This is a genomic window from Alteromonas sp. M12, assembly GCF_037478005.1.
Classification (GTDB): Bacteria; Pseudomonadota; Gammaproteobacteria; order Enterobacterales; family Alteromonadaceae; genus Aliiglaciecola; species Aliiglaciecola lipolytica_A.
Genome location: NZ_CP144164.1, coordinates 2,439,110 through 2,461,621, shown reverse-complemented (window position 1 = coordinate 2,461,621; position 22,512 = coordinate 2,439,110). Strand labels below are relative to the sequence as shown.

General features: G+C 39.4%; 20 protein-coding genes. 3 read left to right on the top strand and 17 right to left on the bottom strand.

The window, feature by feature from the left end:
- Nucleotides 1–96: 96 nt before the first annotated feature.
- The 17 genes from prc to VUI23_RS10440 form a co-directional block, all read right to left on the bottom strand.
- Nucleotides 97–2,142 (bottom strand): carboxy terminal-processing peptidase, encoded by a 2,046-nt coding sequence (gene prc / locus VUI23_RS10520; protein WP_216046583.1) that lies wholly within the window; start codon nt 2,140–2,142, stop codon nt 97–99.
- A 4-nt stretch (nt 2,143–2,146) separates the two neighbouring features.
- Nucleotides 2,147–2,797, bottom strand: a complete 651-nt coding sequence (gene proQ, locus VUI23_RS10515; protein WP_216046582.1) for an RNA chaperone ProQ — start codon at nt 2,795–2,797, stop codon at nt 2,147–2,149.
- Nucleotides 2,798–2,809: 12 nt separating this feature from the next.
- Nucleotides 2,810–3,112 carry a hypothetical protein gene (locus VUI23_RS10510; protein WP_216046581.1) on the bottom strand — a complete coding sequence of 101 codons (303 nt, stop codon included), beginning with the start codon at nt 3,110–3,112 and terminating at the stop codon, nt 2,810–2,812.
- Nucleotides 3,109–3,579 (bottom strand): GAF domain-containing protein, encoded by a 471-nt coding sequence (locus VUI23_RS10505; protein ID WP_252728702.1) that lies wholly within the window; start codon nt 3,577–3,579, stop codon nt 3,109–3,111. Before VUI23_RS10505 ends, VUI23_RS10510 begins: the two co-directional genes overlap by 4 nt.
- Nucleotides 3,580–3,782: 203 nt before the next feature.
- The gene (locus VUI23_RS10500) at nt 3,783–4,466 is read right to left on the bottom strand and encodes an SIMPL domain-containing protein (RefSeq protein WP_216046580.1); all 684 of its coding nucleotides are present in this window, start codon (nt 4,464–4,466) and stop codon (nt 3,783–3,785) included.
- Nucleotide 4,467: 1 nt separating this feature from the next.
- Complete coding sequence (locus tag VUI23_RS10495) at nt 4,468–4,725, bottom strand: DUF3862 domain-containing protein (RefSeq protein WP_216046579.1); 258 nt, start codon at nt 4,723–4,725, stop codon at nt 4,468–4,470.
- Nucleotides 4,726–4,767: 42 nt separating this feature from the next.
- Nucleotides 4,768–5,997 carry a nucleoside recognition domain-containing protein gene (locus VUI23_RS10490; RefSeq protein WP_216046578.1) on the bottom strand — a complete coding sequence of 410 codons (1,230 nt, stop codon included), beginning with the start codon at nt 5,995–5,997 and terminating at the stop codon, nt 4,768–4,770.
- 134 nt (nt 5,998–6,131) lie between these two features.
- Nucleotides 6,132–7,265: an alanine--glyoxylate aminotransferase family protein gene (locus tag VUI23_RS10485; RefSeq protein WP_216046577.1), complete on the bottom strand. Its 1,134-nt coding sequence runs from the start codon at nt 7,263–7,265 to the stop codon at nt 6,132–6,134.
- 488 nt (nt 7,266–7,753) lie between these two features.
- Complete coding sequence (locus VUI23_RS10480) at nt 7,754–8,272, bottom strand: gamma carbonic anhydrase family protein (RefSeq protein WP_216046576.1); 519 nt, start codon at nt 8,270–8,272, stop codon at nt 7,754–7,756.
- A gap of 28 nt (nt 8,273–8,300) precedes the next feature.
- A complete protein-coding gene (locus VUI23_RS10475) occupies nt 8,301–9,161 on the bottom strand; it encodes an acyl-CoA thioesterase II (RefSeq protein ID WP_303499912.1) in 861 nt (286 codons plus the stop codon).
- A 20-nt stretch (nt 9,162–9,181) separates the two neighbouring features.
- Nucleotides 9,182–11,014, bottom strand: a complete 1,833-nt coding sequence (locus tag VUI23_RS10470) for a protein kinase (protein WP_342808185.1) — start codon at nt 11,012–11,014, stop codon at nt 9,182–9,184.
- Nucleotides 11,015–11,029: 15 nt separating this feature from the next.
- Complete coding sequence (rlmJ, locus tag VUI23_RS10465; RefSeq protein ID WP_342808183.1) at nt 11,030–11,896, bottom strand: 23S rRNA (adenine(2030)-N(6))-methyltransferase RlmJ; 867 nt, start codon at nt 11,894–11,896, stop codon at nt 11,030–11,032.
- Between the two features lie 110 nt (nt 11,897–12,006).
- Nucleotides 12,007–13,596, bottom strand: coding sequence for a dihydrolipoyllysine-residue acetyltransferase (locus VUI23_RS10460; RefSeq protein ID WP_342808181.1), 1,590 nt, complete (start codon nt 13,594–13,596; stop codon nt 12,007–12,009).
- A gap of 13 nt (nt 13,597–13,609) precedes the next feature.
- Complete coding sequence (locus tag VUI23_RS10455) at nt 13,610–14,587, bottom strand: transketolase C-terminal domain-containing protein (RefSeq protein ID WP_216046571.1); 978 nt, start codon at nt 14,585–14,587, stop codon at nt 13,610–13,612.
- Nucleotides 14,580–15,773 (bottom strand): thiamine pyrophosphate-dependent dehydrogenase E1 component subunit alpha, encoded by a 1,194-nt coding sequence (locus VUI23_RS10450; protein ID WP_216046570.1) that lies wholly within the window; start codon nt 15,771–15,773, stop codon nt 14,580–14,582. Before VUI23_RS10450 ends, VUI23_RS10455 begins: the two co-directional genes overlap by 8 nt.
- Nucleotides 15,774–16,107: 334 nt before the next feature.
- Nucleotides 16,108–16,902 carry a DUF2189 domain-containing protein gene (locus VUI23_RS10445; RefSeq protein WP_342808179.1) on the bottom strand — a complete coding sequence of 265 codons (795 nt, stop codon included), beginning with the start codon at nt 16,900–16,902 and terminating at the stop codon, nt 16,108–16,110.
- Between the two features lie 222 nt (nt 16,903–17,124).
- The gene (locus VUI23_RS10440; protein ID WP_216046568.1) at nt 17,125–17,652 is read right to left on the bottom strand and encodes a hypothetical protein; all 528 of its coding nucleotides are present in this window, start codon (nt 17,650–17,652) and stop codon (nt 17,125–17,127) included.
- Nucleotides 17,653–17,840: 188 nt separating this feature from the next.
- Between VUI23_RS10440 and VUI23_RS10435 the strand changes: the two genes are divergently transcribed.
- From VUI23_RS10435 to VUI23_RS10425, 3 genes are all read left to right on the top strand, one after another.
- On the top strand, nt 17,841–19,058 hold the full coding sequence (locus tag VUI23_RS10435; protein WP_342808177.1) for a pyridoxal phosphate-dependent aminotransferase: 1,218 nt from the start codon (nt 17,841–17,843) through the stop codon (nt 19,056–19,058).
- A 215-nt stretch (nt 19,059–19,273) separates the two neighbouring features.
- Nucleotides 19,274–19,870 carry a 5'-deoxynucleotidase gene (yfbR, locus tag VUI23_RS10430; protein WP_342808175.1) on the top strand — a complete coding sequence of 199 codons (597 nt, stop codon included), beginning with the start codon at nt 19,274–19,276 and terminating at the stop codon, nt 19,868–19,870.
- Nucleotides 19,871–20,156: 286 nt separating this feature from the next.
- Entirely contained in the window at nt 20,157–22,322 is a 2,166-nt protein-coding gene (locus VUI23_RS10425; RefSeq protein ID WP_216046565.1) for a TonB-dependent receptor, read from the top strand.
- Nucleotides 22,323–22,512: the final 190 nt, after the last annotated feature.

Sequence of the window (22,512 nt, the reverse complement as noted above, 5' to 3'; positions counted from 1 at the left end):
GCTTGCAAGGTCTAATATTTTTTCGTATCGAAAAATAATTTATTGATGTTATAAAAAAAGGGCTATTAAAAATAGCCCTTTAATAGTAACTAAAAATTACTTTTTTGCTGAATGAGAAGCGTACATCCCAGATGATACTAAATCGAATGTGATATTAGCTGCTTCATCTAGGAATGGATCAATTTCATCCATGTCTTCTGGTAAATCATCAAGTTTTTCAACTTTTTCTTTGCCTGCTCTGACCAAGCGTTCATTCGCTCTTTTAAGACGCATAGCTTCTTGTTCGTCTTTTTCTTTTATCCGTTCAGATTCAACCAAAGAAATCGTCTTTTTATCTTTTTCTTTTTGATATCGTTGAATGTCTTCAAATATATAAGCAAATTCAGGATCATTTTGAATACGCTTCAAATGATTCTGTTCCATCACCGTGAGTACATTAGAAGTGTCACCGAAGGTGGAATAATTCACCCGCTCAATACTATCCCAAGGAAGCGCATTTTCTTCTTGGCTTTCGCCCCAATCTTCAGGATTAATTGCTGACGGAAATTTGATATCTGGAACAACACCCATGTTTTGAGTACTGCCACCGTTTATCCGATAAAACTTCGCAATAGTGTATTGAATACTCCCCAATGGATTGCTGTACAAATCGTAAATACGACCAAGTGGACGATGACGTTGCACCGTTCCTTTACCAAAGGTCTGTTCGCCTAGTACGACTGCACGACCGTAATCTTGCATAGCTGCAGCAAATATTTCTGAAGCCGATGCACTGTAGCGATCGACAAGTACGGTTAAAGGACCTTCATAATAGGTAATCCCATCGGTATCTTTCTCAGTTCTTGTGCGCCCTGAAGCATCATGTATCTGAACTACTGGACCTTGATCAAAAAACAATCCAGAAAGTAAGGTTGCCTCAGTTAACGAACCGCCACCATTACCGCGTAAATCGACAACAATTCCTCGTACCCCTTTTTCTTTTAAATCTGCCAACTCTTTCTTAACGTCGGTATGCAGATTGTTGTAGAACGAAGGTATGGTAATGACGCCAAGTTTTTCACCAGCGTGATTACCTGTTTCTGGTACATAAACCTCTGATTTAGCAGCTCTATCTTCTAGCTTAATTTTATCACGGGTCAAACTAACCACTTCTGGCACATTAGACTCAGATGCACCTTTTAACACTTGCAGCTTAACCACACTTCCTTTTGGACCTTTGATTAATTCCACGACTTCATCTAAACGCCAGCCAATAATGTCAACAAAATCATCTTCGTCTTGGGCTACACCGACAATTTTATCTTCTGGCTTTATTTTTTTGGATAATTCAGCTGGACCACCAGGAACAACACTGCGAATAACAGTGTAATCGTCTTCACTTTGCAGCACGGCACCGATCCCTTCAAAAGATAGATTCATTTCCATATCAAAACGATCTGTACTTTGCGGAGATAAATAACTTGTATGTGCATCGACACTGCGAGCAAAAGAATGCATTACAGTTTGGAATACATCTTCGCTTTTAGTTTGTGATAAACGTTTAATTGCACGTTCATAACGTTTGGTTAAAAGATCTTTAATCTCTTCAGCTGTTTTACCTGCTAATTTTAAGTTTAAAGCATCATATTTAACTCTTTGACGCCATAACTCATTCAATTCTGCGGTAGATGCAGCCCAAGGCGCGTCTTCACGATCGAACTCTAATGAATCGCCCTTTTTCTCAAAGTCGAAAGGCTTATCAAGTAGCGTAATCGCATATTTAAAACGCTCTAAGCGGCGGTTTAAATTTATCGAATATACTTTGTACGCGTCATTTAAATTGCCTTGGGCGATAGCCTCATCGAAATTTAAACGATACTTTTCCATCTCTTCAATATCCGACTTCAAAAAGAAATTACGATTGAAGTCTAATGTTCTGATGTATCGATCAAAGGTTTTCGCTGACAAGCTATCATCAATTTTAATTGGCTTATAATGCGAGCGTAACAAGTGGGAGCTTATTCGTTTAGCTGAAGCTGAGTGCTGAGATTCCTGCTCTAGACTAGGAATATTGATCGCTTCACTCGAAGAATTAACCGCGATTGCACCAGCACTCAAACAAAACAATGCGCTACATACAGAAACGCGTACAAATTTATTCATATTACTACCTCTTTGGTCGAGCTAGGCGCAAATTATCTGCTTGCACTTTCACTATCATACCTGTTTGCAGTTGGACGTGAACTTCATCTTTTGAAATATCGGTAATGGTCGCAGGAAGTGGACTCTTTCCAACCTTAACGGTAACTTCGGTCCCTACCACTAAATTTGATTCAGTCAATTTTTCCGGTGGTGGTTGCTTTATTGGTTTATTTTTTGGAACTTTAGTTCCCTTAAATTGCGTTTGATTTGATTTTTCACGCTTTTCTTTGTGATTTTTCTTATCAGCGGCAGTCTTAGACGGATTATTTAGTTTGCGTTTTTCCGCTACCTTGGCCTTACTTTCAGCTAATTGTTTTATCGCATGATCAGCATGCTCTTTTTCAATTGCATCGCCTTGATTGCCATCTAAGTCAATTCGAAAGCTCCCCTCTTTGACACTGTGCAAATAACGCCAGCTATTTGTGTAATGTCTAAGAGATGCGCGTAATAATGTTTTACTAACCCTTTCATCGTCTTTCAAACGCTCGGAAAGCTCTTGAAAAATACCTATTTTTAAAGGTTTCGCTTCACCTTCTAAGGAAAAGCATTTTGGGAAAGTTTGTGCCAAAAAAGTAATGACTTCTTTGCTGTTTGAAAATTTTTGTTGGTTTTCCATTCAATCTACTAATTAATAATTTTGTTCATAATCTTCATCGTGTTCTGCATCATCCCAAGTTGCCAACAGTTGGTCAACCCAGTCGTGCAAATCCGCGTCGTCGATTTCCAAGAGATAACTGTCTTCGTGCCAGTTTACCCATATATGATGTAGTATTTTTTCCAAGCGACTCGTGTCTATGTCTTCATCAGCAAGATCATAAGCCAAATGCAAAATCGTATTTAATCGTTCCGCTGCTTCTTCAGCGTCTTCATCCCAGTTTTCGAGATCCGCTGGCGTAGCCAACACAACATGAACATCTACAAGACTTTTCAAATGATAGTCTCTTGTAAAATATCAACGATCTGTTGTAAACCTAGCCCATCTACAGAATCGAAACGAGCTAATGAGGGACTATCTATATCTAACACACCAACTAAGCGCCTTCCTGATAAAATAGGTATGACTATTTCAGAATTACTCGCTGCATCACAGGCAATATGCCCTTCAAACTGATGCACATCGGTTATGATTTGCGTGGTTCTATTCATAGCTGCCGTTCCGCAGACACCGACTCCCATAGGAATTCGTATACAAGCAGGTTTGCCCTGAAACGGTCCTAACACTAATTCATCGTCTTCAAAAAGATAGAATCCTGCCCAATTAATGTCTTCTAAACTCATAAATAATAGCGCACTCAAATTTGCTAAATTTGCAATTAAGTTACGCTCATCACCTATCAAGGCTTGTGCTTGCTTTGCAAGGCTTTGATAAAAATCAGTTTTTTCTATATCTTTTGACATCTTTACCTTCAGGCTATCGGCTTATTTTTACAACGAGTCGTTATTTAAAGGGATTTTAACCTTCAATCACCAGAATTTCAGCGATTTTTTTAAGCTTTGTGATTTATAAACCATAGATAGCGGCTTGTTGAGAGATTAATTTGCTTAATCTCTCAACAAGCGCGGCGATAAATGTTAGTTAAAATGACGTGGGGATAAGGAGGCTATTTGGCAATACTAAATGACAGTGTCACACTCGCATTTATTTCATTTAATCCTGGTAAATATTGCGCCGCCTCATTAAAAACTGACAGTGAACGAGCAGATGGTTGTGGCGCAGGTTGATAACTCGATGTTTCCTCAACATTCACCACTGAGCCCAATCTGATCTGCAAATTCTTAGCTAAATGTTTGGCGCGCTCGTGACCGTCAGCGATCGCCGCTTCTAACGCATTCAGATAAGCTTGTTGTTGATCTTCTACTTCATAACGAAAGCCATCAATTCTGCTAACTTTCAAGGCAAATAGATCATCTAAAATTGCGGGGTAGTTTTTAAAATTTCGCAACGTAACATTAATATTACGATTGAACACATAGCCTTTTTGAATGTTTGATTGTCTCTCACGCTCATACCAAGGGTATAGACTCAAAGACATTGCTTGGATATCTTGTTCAGCAATTTTGTGTTTAGTTAACACCGACAATATCTTTTGCGTTTTTGAACTGACTAAATCATTTAAAGCCGCAGAATTATCACCTTTCTCCTCTACCGCAATCGTAAATTTTAGAATGTCTGGAGCTTGAAATATGCTGCCCTGCCCTCTAACTGTAATAATGTCACTGCGTGACTCATGGGCGGATATGGCAAAACTAGTTAATAATAAAAAACAAACAACAAATATACGCATTTTATTTTAATCCTTTTTGTGTAATCACAGCGGCTCTATCCATAATGAAGCTGACCTTGATATATTTGTCCTCTTCATTTCCCCATATACATGAGTGTGTGCCAATAACAGCCTCACAGTTATCGGCTTTTCCTAAAATCATTTCTACATCCGATTTTATCATGCCCATTTCAACTCTATCGTAATTTGCATATGTGACTTTTGAGCAACCCGCCAAAAAAACACAGACAATTGAAAACATGATTAGTTTACGTAACATACCTTTACCTTCTATAAAAATGTCTAATACCTAACCGTTAGTTTAACCAAAAAACCAATAGGCCACCAAAATTGCAGTAACAATACCTGCAAAATCAGCAGCAAGGCAGCAAGCAACGGCATAGCGACTATGCTTAATGCCTACAGCCCCTAAATACACGGCTAGAATATAAAACGTGGTTTCTGTTGAACCTTGCAACACCGAAGCAAGTCGCCCCGCAAAAGAGTCAGCTCCATGGTGTTGCATTGTTTCAATCATTAAAGCTCTGGCACCAGAACCGCTTAAAGGTTTCATCAATGCATTAGGTATTGCATCAACAAAACGATTATCGATACCGATGAAGTTTACACCATTGGCAATTATTCCCATCAAGATGTCTAACAAGCCGCTCGCTCTGAGCATTCCTATCGCAAATAACATAGCGATTAAATAAGGAATTAGTGAAATAGCTAATTCAAATCCTTTTTTAGCCCCCTCGACAAACAACTCATAGCAATTGAGCTTTTTATGCGCACCAACACTTAATACTATGACAATAAAAGTTAATAGCAATCCATTTGCAACTATAGAAGATTGCGCAGCCATTTGCTGAGCACCTAAAGAGGAGAAGTACAGAATTACGGCCGCAATTACGGAAATAATAGCAGCGCCATAAAAGAAGATTACACGGTTAAATAAATTAATTTTTTGTACCCAAGATGTGACCAATAAGCCAACCAATGTGGAAGCAAAAGTAGCCAATAAAATAGGGATAAATACATCCGTAGGGTTAAGCGCTCCTTGTTCTGCTCGGTATAGAAACACAGCGATTGGAAACAACGTCACCGAAGAGGTGTTCATCACTAAAAATATTATTTGCGCGTTGGTCAGACGTGATTGCTGAGTATTAAGGCTTTGCATATCTTGCATTGCTTTTATACCAAAAGGCGTCGCAGCGTTATCTAATCCCAAAACGTTAGCGGATATGTTCATAGTAATACTGCCGATGGCAGGATGCCCTTTAGGGATTTCGGGCATTAAGCGGCACAGCAAGGGCTCCAACACTACCGACAACTTAGTGACTAAACCAGAGCGTTCGGCTACTTGAAAAATCCCTAACCAGAAAGCAAGTACACCTATTAACCCAATGGAAATATCAACGCTCAATTTCGCCATCGAATAAACAGCGTCCATCACGTCTTTAAAACTGCCAATGTGATCATTAAAAATAACTTGCCAGAGTGTGGCGATGAATGCTGACAAAATGAACGCTAGCCAAATTCTATGTAACATAAGTAAGTATCGTATTTAGTAATACCAAGTAAATTACCATAGAATCAATAGGCTGTGAGCAAATCCTGTTTATTAGCTTTTAATAAACAGGACTTTTTATTGAGTTTGGGACTGAGAGTTGCGTCTTTTAGCGATTAATCGCTAGCATTAAGAACTGCTCTTAAACTATCGATGCAATAGTTCACGTTTTGTATATTTGAACCATATCCCATCAGACCAATTCGCCAAACTTTTCCAGCCAATGAGCCTAATCCTGCACCAATTTCTAAGTTGTATTCGTTAAGTAAGGTTTCTCTTACTTTGGCGTCATCAACACCATCGGGAATACTCACGGTATTGAGTTGCGGTAAACGATACTTTTCTTCAACAATGAACTTTAAGCCTAACGCTTGCAGTCCATCTCTTAGTTTAATGTGCATTTCTTGATGACGCTTCCAAGCGGCTTCTAGCCCCTCTTGTTGCAATATCAAAAGCGCTTCATGCAATGCATATAAACTGTTTACCGGTGCAGTATGGTGGTAGGCCCGTTTAGCACCTTTACCCCAATACCCCATAACCAACTCCATGTCGAGGAACCAGCTTTGAATCGGCGTTTTTCTAGCTTTAATGGCGTCGATCGCTAGCTGACTGAACGAAACGGGAGACAAGCCTGGCACGCATGACAAGCATTTTTGTGTACCTGAATAAATCGCATCGATTTGCCAATCATCCACTCTAAGTTCACAGCCACCTAGGGAAGTAACGGCATCCACTAAGGTTAAACAATTATACTGTTTCGCAAGTTTACACAACGCTTGGGCATCATTCTTAACCCCTGTTGAGGTCTCAGCATGTACAAATGCGACAATTTTAGTGTCTTTATTTTCTTCCAATGCTTGTTCTAGTTTTTTTATGTCCGTTGGTTTACCCCATTCGTCTTCAACCATTACGGCGATACCACCACAACGAATCACGTTTTCTTTCATACGCCCACCAAAAACCCCATTTTGGCAGACGATCACTTTGTCACCTGGCTCAACTAAATTAGCAAAGCAGGCTTCCATACCAGCAGAACCTGGCGCTGAAACTGGCATAGTTAATTGATTCTTTGTTTGAAATGCATATTGTAGGAGAGATTTAATCTCATCCATTAGATCAATAAATTGCGGATCTAAATGCCCAATAGTCGGTCTAGATAGCGCCGTCAGTATTCTTGGGTCAACATCTGAAGGTCCAGGCCCCATGAGAGTACGAACCGTTGGTATAAATGATGTAGCTAGTGAAGTCATAAATTACATTCTCAAAAGGTTAAAACTGCCTTAGTGTTACAGGTGACTGACTAAACGACAAGATCAGCATAACCACTATTCATAAAAAGAATGTATTTAGCCAACTGTATTCCCCATATTTCTTTTAATTAGCCAAAATATTGTTCAGTTCACACCAATGATCTGTGGATAAGCTGTAGACAAGGACTGTATAAAGTGTGGTTTAGGTGTTGATAAAGGATGGAAGTCATTTGTTTTTGTGATGCAGGACACTGATTTTAAGACGTTTTTAAATTTAGTTTCAAATTTGTTTAATTTTTGTGCAAACTTGTTCTAAAATAAATATTCGAATCAATAATTTTGATTTTGAAGACTTCTCCCTGAAGAAGTTGAGTTAGCGCAAGGCTCTTTCCAAGAGCCATTCCCCTAAGCCCGGAACTAGTGATAGTACCGGGCCTTTTTTATAAGGGGGAAAAAAACCGCCAAAAAAGCAGTGTAAAATGTCTATACTATTCTTCGATCAGCTCACTCATGTAGCGTTTCGCATTATTCACGTAATGTTCGGCAGAGCCTTTTAACATTGCTTGCTGTTGCTCATTTAGGGTCTTAATAATTTTGGCTGGGCTTCCCATTACAAGGGAACCATCTGGTATTTCCATGTTTTCAGTAACCAAGCTATTTGCGCCAATTAAGCAATAACGACCAATCTTTGCCCCATTTAACACAACAGCATTGATGCCAATTAGGCTGTAGTCACCTATTTCACACCCATGCAACATCACTTTGTGTCCTACCGTTACACCTTTGCCTAGAATTAAGGGGATATCGTAATCCGTGTGCAAAACAGAGCCGTCCTGAATATTCGTATCTGGCCCCACTGTTATCTCGTCACAATCACCACGAATAACAACATTAAACCAAACGCTGCTATTTTCTGCCAAATTAACCGAACCAATCACATGACTACCAGGCGCGATAAACGCGCTCTTTGCAACAACGGCTTTGCGTTTTCCGATTGAATAAATCACATTAACTCTCCTTTAGCCTTTAGTCGCTTCACTTTTTAACTTGTCGCATTAGCCCTTCTTGCATGGTTGAAGCCACAAGAACCCCTTTTTGATTAAAGAACTGACCGCGAACTAACCCTCGTACGCCACCAGTAAATGGACTTTCAGCGACATATAATAACCATTCGTCAAATTTGAATGGGTGATGAAACCACATTGCATGATCTATGGTTGCCATTCTAAGTTGTTTATTTCTAACCGAAATTCCATGGGGCTGCAAACAAGTACCCAGAAAATGGTAATCTGATGCATAGGCCAGCATGGCATGATTTAAGTTTAAATTATCCGCTATGATTTCTTGTGCGCGCATCCATATATAACGCTTCGGCTCCGATTTAACCGGTTCCAAGGGATCTATGGTTTGTACAGTCCTGCTATCGATTGGCTTATGATAACTAATTGCTTCTTGCATTCGCTCAGATATTTGATCCAATGTACTTTCAAAAAAAGTTAAATCAGATTTCACTTCCTGCGGTGGCGGAACATCTGGCATATCGGCAAACTGATGCTCTAAGCCTTTCTCGGGTGTTTGAAAAGACGCAGTCAAATAGAATATGTTTTTGCCATTTTGTATTGCTTTTACGCGACGGGTTGAAAAGCTTCTACCATCTCTGACATTTTCCACATCATATAACACTGGATGGTTTGCATCACCGGGTAATAAAAAGTAAGAATGAAAGGAATGAGAAACTCTACCTTCTGGCAAGGTGTTATGGGCTGCGGCTAACGCTTGTCCCATAACCTGTCCGCCAAATAGCGCGCGGAATCCCAGATCCCAGCTTTGTCCTCTGTAGAGCGAATCTTCGATTTTTTCTAACTGCAATAATGACTTTAATGTCACTTCTGCCATGTACTACTCCCCGTATATTTTTAGCGCTTATTTGTTTTTAATTTTTTTGGATGAAACTTCTCTGGTAAACCCGAAGCATGTTCAAAGTAACGAGTGTCTTTATACGGCAATTTCATAAATCCTGAAATCCCCAACCCTTTAATTTCTGAAACTAAGTCGATAATTTTATTTAATAATGCCTTAAATTCACTCTCCATACTGTGATCCAGTAATGTGTAATAACTATGAATTTTAAGATGTGTAGGTAAAGCTTCAAATATAATGCAACCGGTATGATGAATACTATTTAATTGCCGAATAATTACCATCATATTGTCAGGAAGGGCTAATAACTCATCAGGATCTTCGCCATCTTCAAAATAAGAATGGTTACGACTCTGATCTTCTGTAATGGATGTTTGGCTCAATTCGTAAGGTATTTGCATATGGATATTGGGTTGGTAGGGTAAGTTTTCGTCTTCCCGTTCAATGTGTAAGGTATCTCGCGCATTAAACATACAGCTTTTAAACACCCCTACTCTATGAATCGCTCTTGCTAAAGTAACGACATTGTTCACAGAAACATCAAATGAACGTTTTAATGTTGGATTAAAAAGATTCAAACTAGAATCAATATAAACCCCTTCTGGCAGCCACCTAACTACTAATCCGCCAACAACGGGATATTTACCTAATCTACCCACCGCAGATATAAATGCTTTTTCTGTCTCTCCCATACCTTGCATGTAGTTTTTATAATAACGTTCAAACTGAGCGTCATTTACATAATGTAGGTCGGAAGTAATGTCGCTATTTTCTAGTTTTAAGAATGAGCGTCTAGAACTGTAAACTACCGTATCAATTTCTTTTTTCTTGGCAAAACTCCAAGTAGGAATAAGTGCAACATGATCTTCGACGTCTGTTTCACAAAAGACAATATTTTTCATGAATTTCATGTTTTTAATAAAATAGTCGCCACCCAATTTACGTTGTTTAGGATCTTCACTTAACATCGCGCTAAGCACTTCAGATAATTCCTTGGGTAAGCCGAGGGAATTTGGTTTTATAATGTGTCTACCGAAGCGGCTTGACTGACCTGACGCTAATGCATATAAGGTACTTGCCAGCCCTTGTTCATCGAATCTGGGACTGGATAATTCACCATTTAATTGTTCATCTCCGATGAAATAAACGTCCCCAAGGCGTGCATTGGTTTGTTGCAAATCACTCGACATTAAATCCATAACATTGTTAGCGATATATTGGCCTTGGTGATCCATTTGCGCAAAAACACTGGATCCCCAATCGATTAAGCCAATTGATTCAGTTTGCTCGTCGAACACAATATTGGAAGGTTTAATATCGCCGTGCACAATAGGTTTAGTGATACCTTGCTCTTGGTGTTGTCGTAAAAAGATTAAGATGTCACAAAGTTGTGCTGCGATTTTTGTAATTAGCCTCGCCGATAAAGGTCCTTTTTGCAGTGAATATACTTCTAAATCAACGCCCTTGGCTCTTTCCATTACCAAAATGGCTTGTTTTTTAATCCGTTGAAATTCGATTAGTGATGGTACGTAGGGGTGCTCTACCTGACTTAACATATAGGCTTCATCTTCCAATTGCTCTTGCACATGTTGAGGAAGATTGATCCGAGAAAACTTAAACACTAATTGATTCTGACGTGGATCTTTGCCCGCAAAAGCAAAGCCAAAAGCACCTTTCCCAATTAGCTCTATTTCACTGTAGCCCAATAACTCGAGCTGTTCTTTACACAGTTTTATCCAATCTTTTAACTTTTGCGCATCTTTGTGAGACAAAAGATAAATAGATTGTTCATCAGGAATATAAAAATGTTTTAGATCAGCTACAGTCATTTTAGATGGCCTTAGTTAGTCAGGCTTTTTCAACCATTCTACGTAAGCTTTGCCATGTGCATCATCACCGCCAAGATGCGCGACTAATTCAGGTAAAACATTCTCTAGATCAGTATCCAGTTGCCATGGAGCATTAACGATAATTAAACCAGACCCATACATACCCGCATCACCTTCATTTTCAGTAACATGCATTGCTACATTGAGCACGCTTTTACAATCAAGGGCAGCGATTTCACTGATCATTTTTTCACTTAATCCCGCCTTTTGACCTGCACGACTAGATAAAAGTGGATACCAAATTGCAAAAATGCCAACCGACCATTTCTTAATGGCTTTAGCGAGTGTCATCACAACCTGTTGATATTCGTCAGCGACTTCGTACGATGGGTCTATTAGGACTAATCCCCTTGCAGGAATCGGTGGCAATATTGCTAATAGTCCTTCATAGCCATCTCTGTGATGTACACCAACCTTTGCTAAAGATCCAAAATCCGCCAAATTATGGCGTAAATTGTCTATCTCCGTATTGTGCAACTCCATGCATACTATTCTATCCTGCTCACGAAGCATATTAGCAGCAATCAGGGGCGATCCTGGATACTGATTATTTTCAATAAAATCATGTGTAAGTTGTTGATATTCCGCTATATCTTGTTGTTCTGACTGGTATGCTTGCATAGCGGTTATGCCAGTTAAAAATTCTTTGGTTTTTTGCGCCTCTAGTCCTTGCAGTTCATACAAACCCGCACCACTGTGAGTATCAATGTAGACTGCGGGCTTAGCTTTGATTTTAAGCTTTTTGATGATCAACATCTGGGTAATATGCTTTAACACATCAGCATGATTACCTGCATGAAAACTATGACGATAACTTAACATTTGAATGGCTACTTATATAACTGAACATCAGCTAATGATACCCAAATAAGCCAGACTCACCAACGTTTAACCAAGAGGTGCCAGATAAAAATTATATGGCACCCTACAACCTAACTTAAGTCAGTCAGCATACTTATTGGGTTTTCGAGATAAGATTTCCACAAATTACTAAACTTAAGCATAGTTGCGCCGTCAATTATACGGTGATCTCCAGACCAACTTATATGCATTATATTGACCGGAATTACCTTATCATTTAGATCAAAACGAGGTAGTCGTTGAATCTTTCCGAGGGCAACAATTGCACTCTCAGGCTTATTAATTACTGGTGTCGCTGTAGTGCCACCAATCACACCCACATTGGAAATACTAATTGTACCGCCTTTTAAATCGTTACTAGAAAGTTTACCTTGCCTTGCAAGTCCTACTAATCGTTCGACTTCTTGCGCAATTTCAAACAATGAAAGGTTTTCAACTCCCTTGATATTGGGAACAAGCAAGCCTAATTTGGAATCAACAGCAATACCAATATTGTGTTGTTTGAAATAAGTAATTTCAGTGCATTGTTGGTTCACTTGGCTATTTATGATTGGGAACTGTTTTAAAGCCAAAGACAAAGATTTAATGAAAAATGGCATTAAACTTAACTTAGTGCCTTTATTCTCAAACTCCTGTTTAAGGTCGCTACGTACCTTCATTAAGTTATCCATTTCGATCTCGTCACTCACACTAAAGTGCGGAATACTGAACACAGAGTCTGTCATTTGTTTAGCCATTTTCGCTTTAATTCCGCGAATGGTTTCAACCTTATTCTCGTGGCTGTCTTGTGATGCTGCATCCTCATTGGTAACAGCATTTTGTAAAGTTTGTGGTTGATTATTTTTGTTTAGATGGGCGGTTATATCATCTTTCAAAACGCGACCTTTTTTACCGCTTCCTAATACGCAGGTAATATCTAAACTATTTTCTCTAGCTAAACGCCTAACAGCGGGACTAGCTAAGGCTTTACGTTTTGCTGACGTGGTTTGGCCAACTTTAGGCGTAGTGCTTTGTGGTTCTGAAATTTTATTGCTATTTACCGATCTAGGCTGACTAGCTTGAGAACCTTCAGAAGTCACAAGAGAATACAAAGGGTTATGGACTTTTGCTATCTCCCCTTGTTGATAATATAACTGACTTATGACACCGGAATATTTGGCGGGAATTTCCACAAGTGCCTTATCCGTCATCACTTCAACCACAGCTTGATCTTCTGCAACCGTATCACCTTCTTGAACAAGCCATTTTACGATTTCACATTCAATAATACCTTCACCTATGTCAGGTAAGATAAAATCAATCGCTTCAGTAGATTGTGTCTGGATCCCTTGCTCTTGTTTACTTGAAGCATGTGCTGGCTGAATCAATTCCTCACTTTTGTGCTGTTGTTCACTATCACTTTGTATTTTGCCTTGTCCACTCTCGGAACCACCATCTAAAGCGAATAGTGGTTCATGGACTTTTGCTATGTCACCAGCTTTGTAATACAGCTTAGTGACTTTGCCAGAATGCATTGCTGGGATCTGCACGGTTGCCTTGTCAGTCATGACCTCAGCAACAGGCTGATCTTCCTCTATCAGATCACCTTCGCTTACCAACCATTCAAGAAGTTCACATTCTACAATTCCTTCGCCAATATCAGGCAATATAAAGTCATTCATGTTGTTCTCCTGATTAATAATTGACTGAGCGCTTAATGGCTTCGTAGGTTTTTAAATGATCTGGCATGTATTCCTTTTCGTGTGACAACGGATAAGGTGTATCTAAGCCACATACTCGAGCTATAGGTGATTCAAGATTTAAGAAACATTTATCTTGCACTGTGGCTGCAATTTCACTGGCAAAGCCGCCTGTTTGTGGAGCTTCATGGTTAATTAACAAACGTCCGGTTTTCACCACTGACTCGCATACGGTTTCTACATCCCAGGGCAATATGCTGCGTAGATCGATAATTTCACAGGAGATACCGTCATTTTCAGCCATCTCAGCTGATTTTTGCAGTATTTCCACTTGCGCGCCCCACGCAAGTAAGGTTATATCGGTGCCATTTTTGACAAGTTCTGCTTTGCCTAGCGTTAATTCGTAATCTTCCTCTGGTACCTCGCCCACAGACGCTCGATAAAGGCGTTTAGGCTCCATAAACAACACTGGATTGTCGTCTCTAATTGAGGCCAATAACAAGCCTTTAGCTTGATATGGATTGCGAGGAATCACTATTTTCATTCCAGGGATATGTGCGAAAAAAGCTTCTGGAGATTGTGAATGATAATGGCCACCAGCAATCCCACCACCGTATGGCGTTCTAATCGTTAAACTACCGCAGGTAAATTGACCGCCAGAACGATATCTAAACTTGGAGGTTTCATTTACGATTTGATCAAAAGCTGGAAAAATATAATCGGCAAATTGAATCTCTGCTATTGCAGTTGAACCTTGTGATGCTAAGCCGTTGGCGAACCCTATTATCCCTTGCTCGGTCAACGGTGTATTAAAACAGCGCTGCTTACCGAACTTTTCTTGTAAGTTGCTGGTTGCTCTAAAAACGCCTCCAAAATGACCGACGTCCTCGCCAAATACCATCGCCGTTTTATCTGCTTCCATTGCCGTTATTAATGCATTATTCACGGCTTGTAACATGTTCATTTTAGTCATTTTTCATTCTCCCTGAAGTCTTCGGATAGGCATCTGGGTACTGACGAATATGTTGTTTGAGTAGTTGCAGTTGTTCTTTTAAATGCCATGGTGGCGTGTCATAAACATCCTCAATAATATCCTCTATGCTATTAATCGGTTCTTTTTCTACTTGTTTTAAGGTTTGCAAAACTTCTTGACGAGACTCGCTAGCGAAGTCTTTGATTGCTTGTTCATCAAACCATCCTTTACTTTTCATCCACTTTTCAAACCGTAAAATAGGATCTTTTAGTTTCCATTTGGCTTCCTCTTCTTTGGAACGATATCCGGTAGGATCATCAGAAGTTGAATGGGCTGCTAGTCGATACGTCATGGCTTCAATTAATACCGGACATTTTTCTTTTAAAGCAACTTCTCTGGCTTTTTTTGTGGCGGCATAAACAGCTAAAACATCATTGCCGTCAACTCTAATCGTGCGAATACCGTAGCCTATTCCGCGAGAAGCAATACCATCTCCAGCAAATTGTTCTTCTGCTGGTGTAGAGATGGCGTAGCCATTATTCCGACATAAGAAAATAACCGGACAATTTAACACTGCGGCCATATTCAGACCTGCATGAAAATCTCCCTCAGAGGCGGCACCTTCACCAAAATAGCAAATAGTTAAGGCATCCAACCCAGCCATTTTTTGACCGTATGAATAGCCTGATGCTTGTGGAATTTGAGTTCCTAATGGAGATGATATAGTCATGAAATTTAATGTTTTATCCCCATAGTGAATAGGCATTTGACGACCTTTGTTTGGGTCTTTTTGATTACTAAACATTTGATCCATAAACTGCTTAGTCGTATATCCGCGATACGCTAATGAACCTTGTTCACGGTATTGAGACATGATCATATCTTGCGGCTCTAACGCTGCGGCACTGCCTATTGTGGCAGCTTCTTCACCTGTACAGGCCAAATAAAAGCTGATCCTGCCTTGTCGTTGTGCGGCAATCATGCGTTCATCTAGAATCCTAATATAGTGCATCGTTTTTAGGATTCTTTGTGACACTTCTTGGTTTAACTCCGCGCACTCCTCGTGGTTGTGAACCTTGCCTTCGGGCGATAATAACTGCAGCATGGGAATATCGACTAAACCGTTGGTGATCATTTCCACGTTATGGACCATCCCAATATCGGAAAGATGATTTCTGTCTTTCATCTAAAAACCTATTTTTAAGAGTTAAATAAACTGTTATCAATATGTTAATTCTAGTTCACAAATTGCGGAGATGTGTTGCGAAAATGAATTGCAGAAATTGCACAAAGTACAGAAGTATTCTAATAAGCCCAATACAATTAGGATGTTTATCCTAATTGTGAATTTACCTAACCATATCTAGTTTATTTGCCTAACAAAGTAGGATTTAACCAATAAAAAGATGATTCAATCAGGGATATGACGATGCAGTTGTATGCTTGTTCAAAATTGCAGGAAGATTAAATAAAATCGGAAAAAAGGGTCTAAAAATTAGACCCTTTTAAAACTAGTGCAGTTACTCAAACTTACGCTCGCGTTTAGTTTGTATTGTTTCTATGTAGCCATGCCAAGTAGCATAACCAATTAGCGGCATTAACAATACGAATCCAACAAACCCTGTGAGAAAGCCGATTACCACCGCGACAAATATAATCATCGCCCAAACAAACATTGGACCTTTGTTTAACCAAACAGCATTTACAGTAGTTAATACCGCAGTAGCCAAATCTACTTTACGTTCCATCAATATAGGTTGTGTAAAAGCGCTGAGTAAAAATACGATGCCGGTGAAAACGGCTCCTACGCAGGTCCCCAATACTAAGAATGGTAATAACTCTTCTAAGTTATCTCCTAGGTATGAAGGGTACAGTGCGTGGATCATTGAGGCTACGCGTAACCAAAATATCATCAACACCATTAACAATATACCAAATCCCCATTCGTTAACTGCATTGCGTTTCACCGCTTTTATGGCGTGCCATAAAGTGGGCTTATGACCTTTACCAAATTCCCAACTGATATCATACAGGCCTGCTGCCAAAAAAGGCCCTATCAACATAAAACAAACCATCGCTGGCAAAATAACCAAGTGCCAACCTGTGAGTGCAACTAAATAAGTAATTAGCCAAGGAATTAGTGCAAAGAACACACCAAAGAAGACGGTTAAAATAGGTGCTCGTAACAGATCTCTAAATCCTAATGCAAGCCATTTAAATGGATCTGAAAACGCTAATTCATTACAAGGAATAACTCGTGCAATATTACTATCTGTTATTGCATTGTGAGGTTCTTCTTGGAAATGCTGTGACATACTTAACTCCAAAATTTTAAATCGATTCGGTTGGAAACACATCTATAATTCAAATTGGACATATCAATAAGTATAAGCAAGCAAGGGAAGTTTGCCATTTATCCGCTGAAATATTGTTCACCTAGATAATTTCCCAAGGTTTAAGATGTCCTCTATGAATATAGCTACAATTAACATATTTGTAACATTATTCAAATAATATTCGATTGGGAGTCGAAATGCTTAGCGATTAAAATCGGCAGGACGCCAACTCAGTGAGGAATTAAAATAACCAAAAAGTGCATTGTTGAGATCAGAAAAACTGGTGATTAATTCTTCTGAATTAGAAACACACCTCCAAACAAAACGATGGCAATTATTTTTGATCAAATCGTAGTCGCTATAATTGTACAATTTCGAAACGGCAGTTTTTGCGGCATGTGGTGAGATTAGCGCCTCTCCTAAATCGTTACAAACCACATAAATACATTCACCACTTCTTTTAGTTAAGAAACGTTGCGGTGAGATACCGCGTATTAAGCCATTCCCTTTTAATTCAATAATATTGCCATCAACCCAAATTCCGGTATGTTCAAACACACCAAATATCCCACAACACACAATAGCGCCGTCTTGAAGGTGAACGAAGGATTGCTCTTCTCCAGGGTAATGTTTAACGTACTGGCGTTTAATTTTATTTGCTCGATGAACTTTGTCACCAGCGTACAGAGCTGCTATTCCAGCCCCTAACCAAATTAATGGAACAGGCATAATGGTGTATTCCTATAATGAACTGCAATTTCAGAGTGCTAGATCTTAAAAAATAAGACAACAATTAGTTTGTAAACAGATGTTATGCAAAAAACATGAGTCTTATATAAAAAAAATTATTAAATCCCTCTTAACACCAACCCCCAGGCTGTATTATTCTGTGTTATCAAATCAAGGTATGGGCATTCATGAAAATAATTAATAAATCCAACAAATTAGAGGGTGTGTGTTACGACATTCGAGGACCGATCCTGGATGCCGCTAAAAAAATGGAAGACGAGGGGCATAGGATCCTCAAACTTAATATAGGTAACCCTGCCCCATTTGGATTTGCAGCCCCAGAAGATATTCTAAAAGACGTTATTCATAATTTGCCTACCGCGCAAGGGTATTCTGACGCCAGTGGCATATACGCAGCTCGTGTAGCCGTGATGCAGTATTACCAGCAAAAGAACATTAAAAATATCTCGGTTGATGACGTCTTCATTGGAAATGGCGTCAGCGAATTAATCGTAATGGCAATGCAAGCTTTGTTGAACAATGGTGATGAAGTGCTGATTCCAAGCCCAGATTATCCATTGTGGACCGCGGCTGTTAGTTTATCCTCTGGTACCCCAGTACATTATAAATGTGATGAACAAGCCTGTTGGTTTCCAGATATTGACGATATTCGCAGTAAGGTCACCTCCAATACCAAAGCAATTGTACTTATTAATCCAAACAACCCTACCGGTGCGGTATATAGCAAGGCGGTATTGCAGGACATCATTGAATTGGCAAGAGAATTTAATTTGGTTGTTTTCAGTGATGAGATATATGACAAAATCTTATACGACGACGCCGAACATAATTGTATTGCTGCAATGGCTGACGATTTGTTTTTTATTACGTTAAGTGGTCTTTCGAAAAATTATCGAATTGCTGGTTTTAGAGCCGGTTGGTTGCTGGTCAGCGGAAATAAATTGATCGCTAAAAACTATATTGATGGAATTAACATGCTCGCTTCAATGCGAATGTGTGCCAATGTCCCCTGTCAGTATGCGATTCAAACTGCACTTGGTGGATACCAAAGTATTAATGATTTAATTGTTGATGGCGGTCGCTTAAAAATACAGCGAGATATTGCCACTAAAATGTTAAATGACATTGATGGTATCAGTTGCGTAGTACCAAAAGGTGCAATGTACTGTTTCGCCAAAGTTGATGCCGAAAAATTTAATATTACTAACGATGAACAAATGATCTTGGATCTATTAACCAAAGAAAAGATCCTGTTAGTACACGGAAAAGCATTCAACTTTAAAGATGGTTGCTACTTTAGGTTGGTTTTTCTACCCCATAAAGATGAACTGGAAACGGCCATTAATCGTATTGGTAATTTCTTCTCTTACTACAAGCAAGTGTAATTAAGCACAACTTCAAATGAGAGTGTAATTATCTACACTCTCATTTTTAAAACACTTACATTAATAATGTAGTTTGCAATACAAATAGCAGAAAAGTTCAACACTTCGATGTATCATTTACCCCAACTGCTAATTGTTTTCGTAAATAGGTAGATCTAAGCCTATTCCTTCATCAAAAACTCATTTATTACTTGGTAAAATCAAAGGTCGTTATTATGAACCAAAGTACATTTATGGCATGGATAATTAGAATGCCATTACTAGAGCGTTGGGCGTTAATGCATTGCTTTCAATCAGAAAATGTATCTGAGCACTGTCATCAAGTGGCCGTGATTGCGCATTTGTTAACAGTGATTAAAAATAAGCGCTTTAATGGCAAGTTAAATCCAGAAAGAGCCGCTACTTTAGCCTTGTATCACGAAGTTTCAGAAACCAAGCTGCAAGATATCAACACCAATACAAAGTACCATAACCCTGAATTCACTAAAGCATTTAAAATGCTCGAAGACCTAGCTGAAAAAGAATGTTTGTCAACGTTACCTGAAGATTTACGCAGCGAAATGGAACCTTTGTTAGTGCAGTCTGAAGTTGATCCTGAATATAAAGCCATTGTAAAAGCGGCTGATATTTTACAAGCCTATGTGAAAACTATGAATGAGCTACGTTTTCATAACGATGAATTTTTACACGTTAAAGACAAACTAGATAAAACCATACAAGAACTTATCGTTACCATGCCTGAAGTTGAATGTTTTGTAGAAATTTTTTTGGACAGTTGCACTACAACCCTAGATAAGTTGTCTGAAACCTAGCTATAAACAACGCTTCGCTCACAAAATTTAATCTTTAAGTGGCTTAATTCACAGTTTATTGAGTCACTCAAAAGATACGTTCTCCCCATCCGTTGCGCTTAGCTCAAAGAAATAACGTCTTTGACTATTATTTTGTTAGCCTACTTCTGAGCCCTAACTACACCTTAGCTAATGTCAAAAAGAGTCAATTTTTGCGTTGTACTGTGGAACAGGAATTTTTCCTATATGAAGTTCATTTAGCGATGTATAGCATATGTTTTTTGTTAAATAAAAGTGAATAAAAAGCATGACTCTGAAACCAACGCTAATCAGTACGGCGATACTGTCATCGTTATTACTGGCCTCATACCCCACTCAAGCTGTAGATAACATTGCGGACATTGAAAAGCTAACGGTTAATGGTATTTTGCCATCAAGGCTTGAAGCTGTTGCCGGCTCTTTTGATATTCTTGGAGAGGACTATTTACAGGCTCGTCGTCCAATTTCGGTAAATGAGCAGTTAAGAGCACTGCCAGGCATAATGGTTGTCGCAGATGGCAGTATGAGTTTTGATTTAAATATCGGTATCCGAGGACAAAACCCACGGCGCAGTGCGAAAGCGATGGTGATGGAAGATGGTATGCCTCTTCAGTTAGCTCCCTACACGGATCCGGTGAATCACTATGCTACGCCTTCAACATCGGTTACTCGAGTAGAAGTTGTAAAAGGTGCTGGTCAGATTTTATATGGACCTCAAACATTAGCCGGAGCAGTCAATTTTGTGACCAAAGCGGTGCCAAGAAATGGTGAAATTCAAGGTAGCTTTACATCTCGTTTCGGTAATCAAAATTTCCAAGGTTTACATGGAAGTGTTGGTTATGGAAACGACAAAGGTGGCCTTATGTTTGAACTGGCACAAACTAAAGGTGATGGTATTTTTTACAACAGTGACTACGACATCAAAGACTATCGATTTAAGGGCGAATACAACATTACCGATAAGCAAAAAATAGGGCTCAAGGTAGTTCACACAAAAGATCGTCGGAATCAAACGGAAAACTATCTCACTCGCGATGAATATGCAAACGACCCTTACGATCACCCTACGGCGGAGCTAGACAAATGGCAACAAGACCGTGACATTGTACAACTCACCCATACATTTGAGGTTAATAACAAGCTCACCTTGAGCTCTCAGGCTTACTACAGCGATATTTTTCGTAATGGTCTTCGGGGTTCGAATAGCGGCAGAGAGGTTGACGGAGTTTGGGAGTCTCGGCTACGTAATTGTGATGCTATAGGTGATACCAACGGCGACGGTAATATAACGGTTTCCGATATTGCTAACTCTGATATTAATTTATGCGGCGGTCGTCATGCTCCCCGTCAGTATTTTACTTGGGGCGCAGAAAGTCGCGCTGACTTTGCACATAACCTATTCAACCTTGAAAATGATGTGATTGTTGGGGTACGTTTTCATAAGGAAGAAATACATCGTCAACAAGTATATGCAACCACAACTGCACAGCGCTTGGATTACCAATTAGCCTTAGTCGAAGGCGACGATCTCGAAGGGGAGCGTTTCGACGGATACGCAGTGTCTTATTATGCGCAAAATACCACCTATATCGATAATTGGTCTGTTACAGCTGGTTTTCGCTTTGAAGATGTAAGAACCAGAGACAGTGACGATTTCTCCACTAATAGCGTATCTGACGATTATACTAAGTTCCTGCCAAGCTTAAGTATCGCTTGGAATGGCATAAATAACACAACCGTTTTTGCAGGCGTTCACAAAGGCATATCACCAGCTCGAGCAGATCGCGATCTTGATGCTTCTGGAGCACGCGCCGTACCAGAAGAAAGTACCTTATATGAAGTCGGTATGAGGTCGAATTACGCAAAAGGGGTGATGTTTTCTGGCGCAATCTTCCATAACGATATTGAAAATACTATCGTTGATAATGGCGCAACATTTGATAACAGTGGCGAAAGCGAACAGCAAGGTATTGAACTAGCTGGTCGGATTAACTTTGCTGACATTTATGGGCAAACAAATAATGTCTATTTGTCTGGCGCTTATACTAATTTATGGACAGCTAAATACATCAAGGCTTCTGACCCAGATAATGATGGCAATCGAATGCAGTATGCTCCTAAGCAATTGATCAATCTTGATTTTGGTTATGAACATGCCAGTGGCATTGATGCAAGGATTGGGGTTCAGTATGTGGGAGAGCAATTTGTAGATGATGAAAACACCCAAGAAGAAAGTGCCAATGGCATTGAGGGGACAATATCAAGCTACACAATTTGGAATGCAACCGTGAACTACTATATTCCAGATACCCAAGTAACGTTATTTGCTAGCATCGAAAATGTGTTTGATAAAACTTATTTAGTCAGCCGAAATGAGGGCAAGTTAGCAGGTCGTGAACGTTTGTTCTTTGGAGGTATTACCTTTAATTTTTAAGCGGTTTAATTGCTACTCGAAGCAAACTCAAAAGGATGAAGAAGTGCGGTTTACCACTCAGTACTTGTTCATCTTTAAATTTTTTAAAAAGAAGCACAAACATCCAATAATCAGCACACCGATAAATCCCTAAGACTCCTACACTTTATTGGCTACCTATAAACCTCATACTGGCCTCGATTATAAGAAA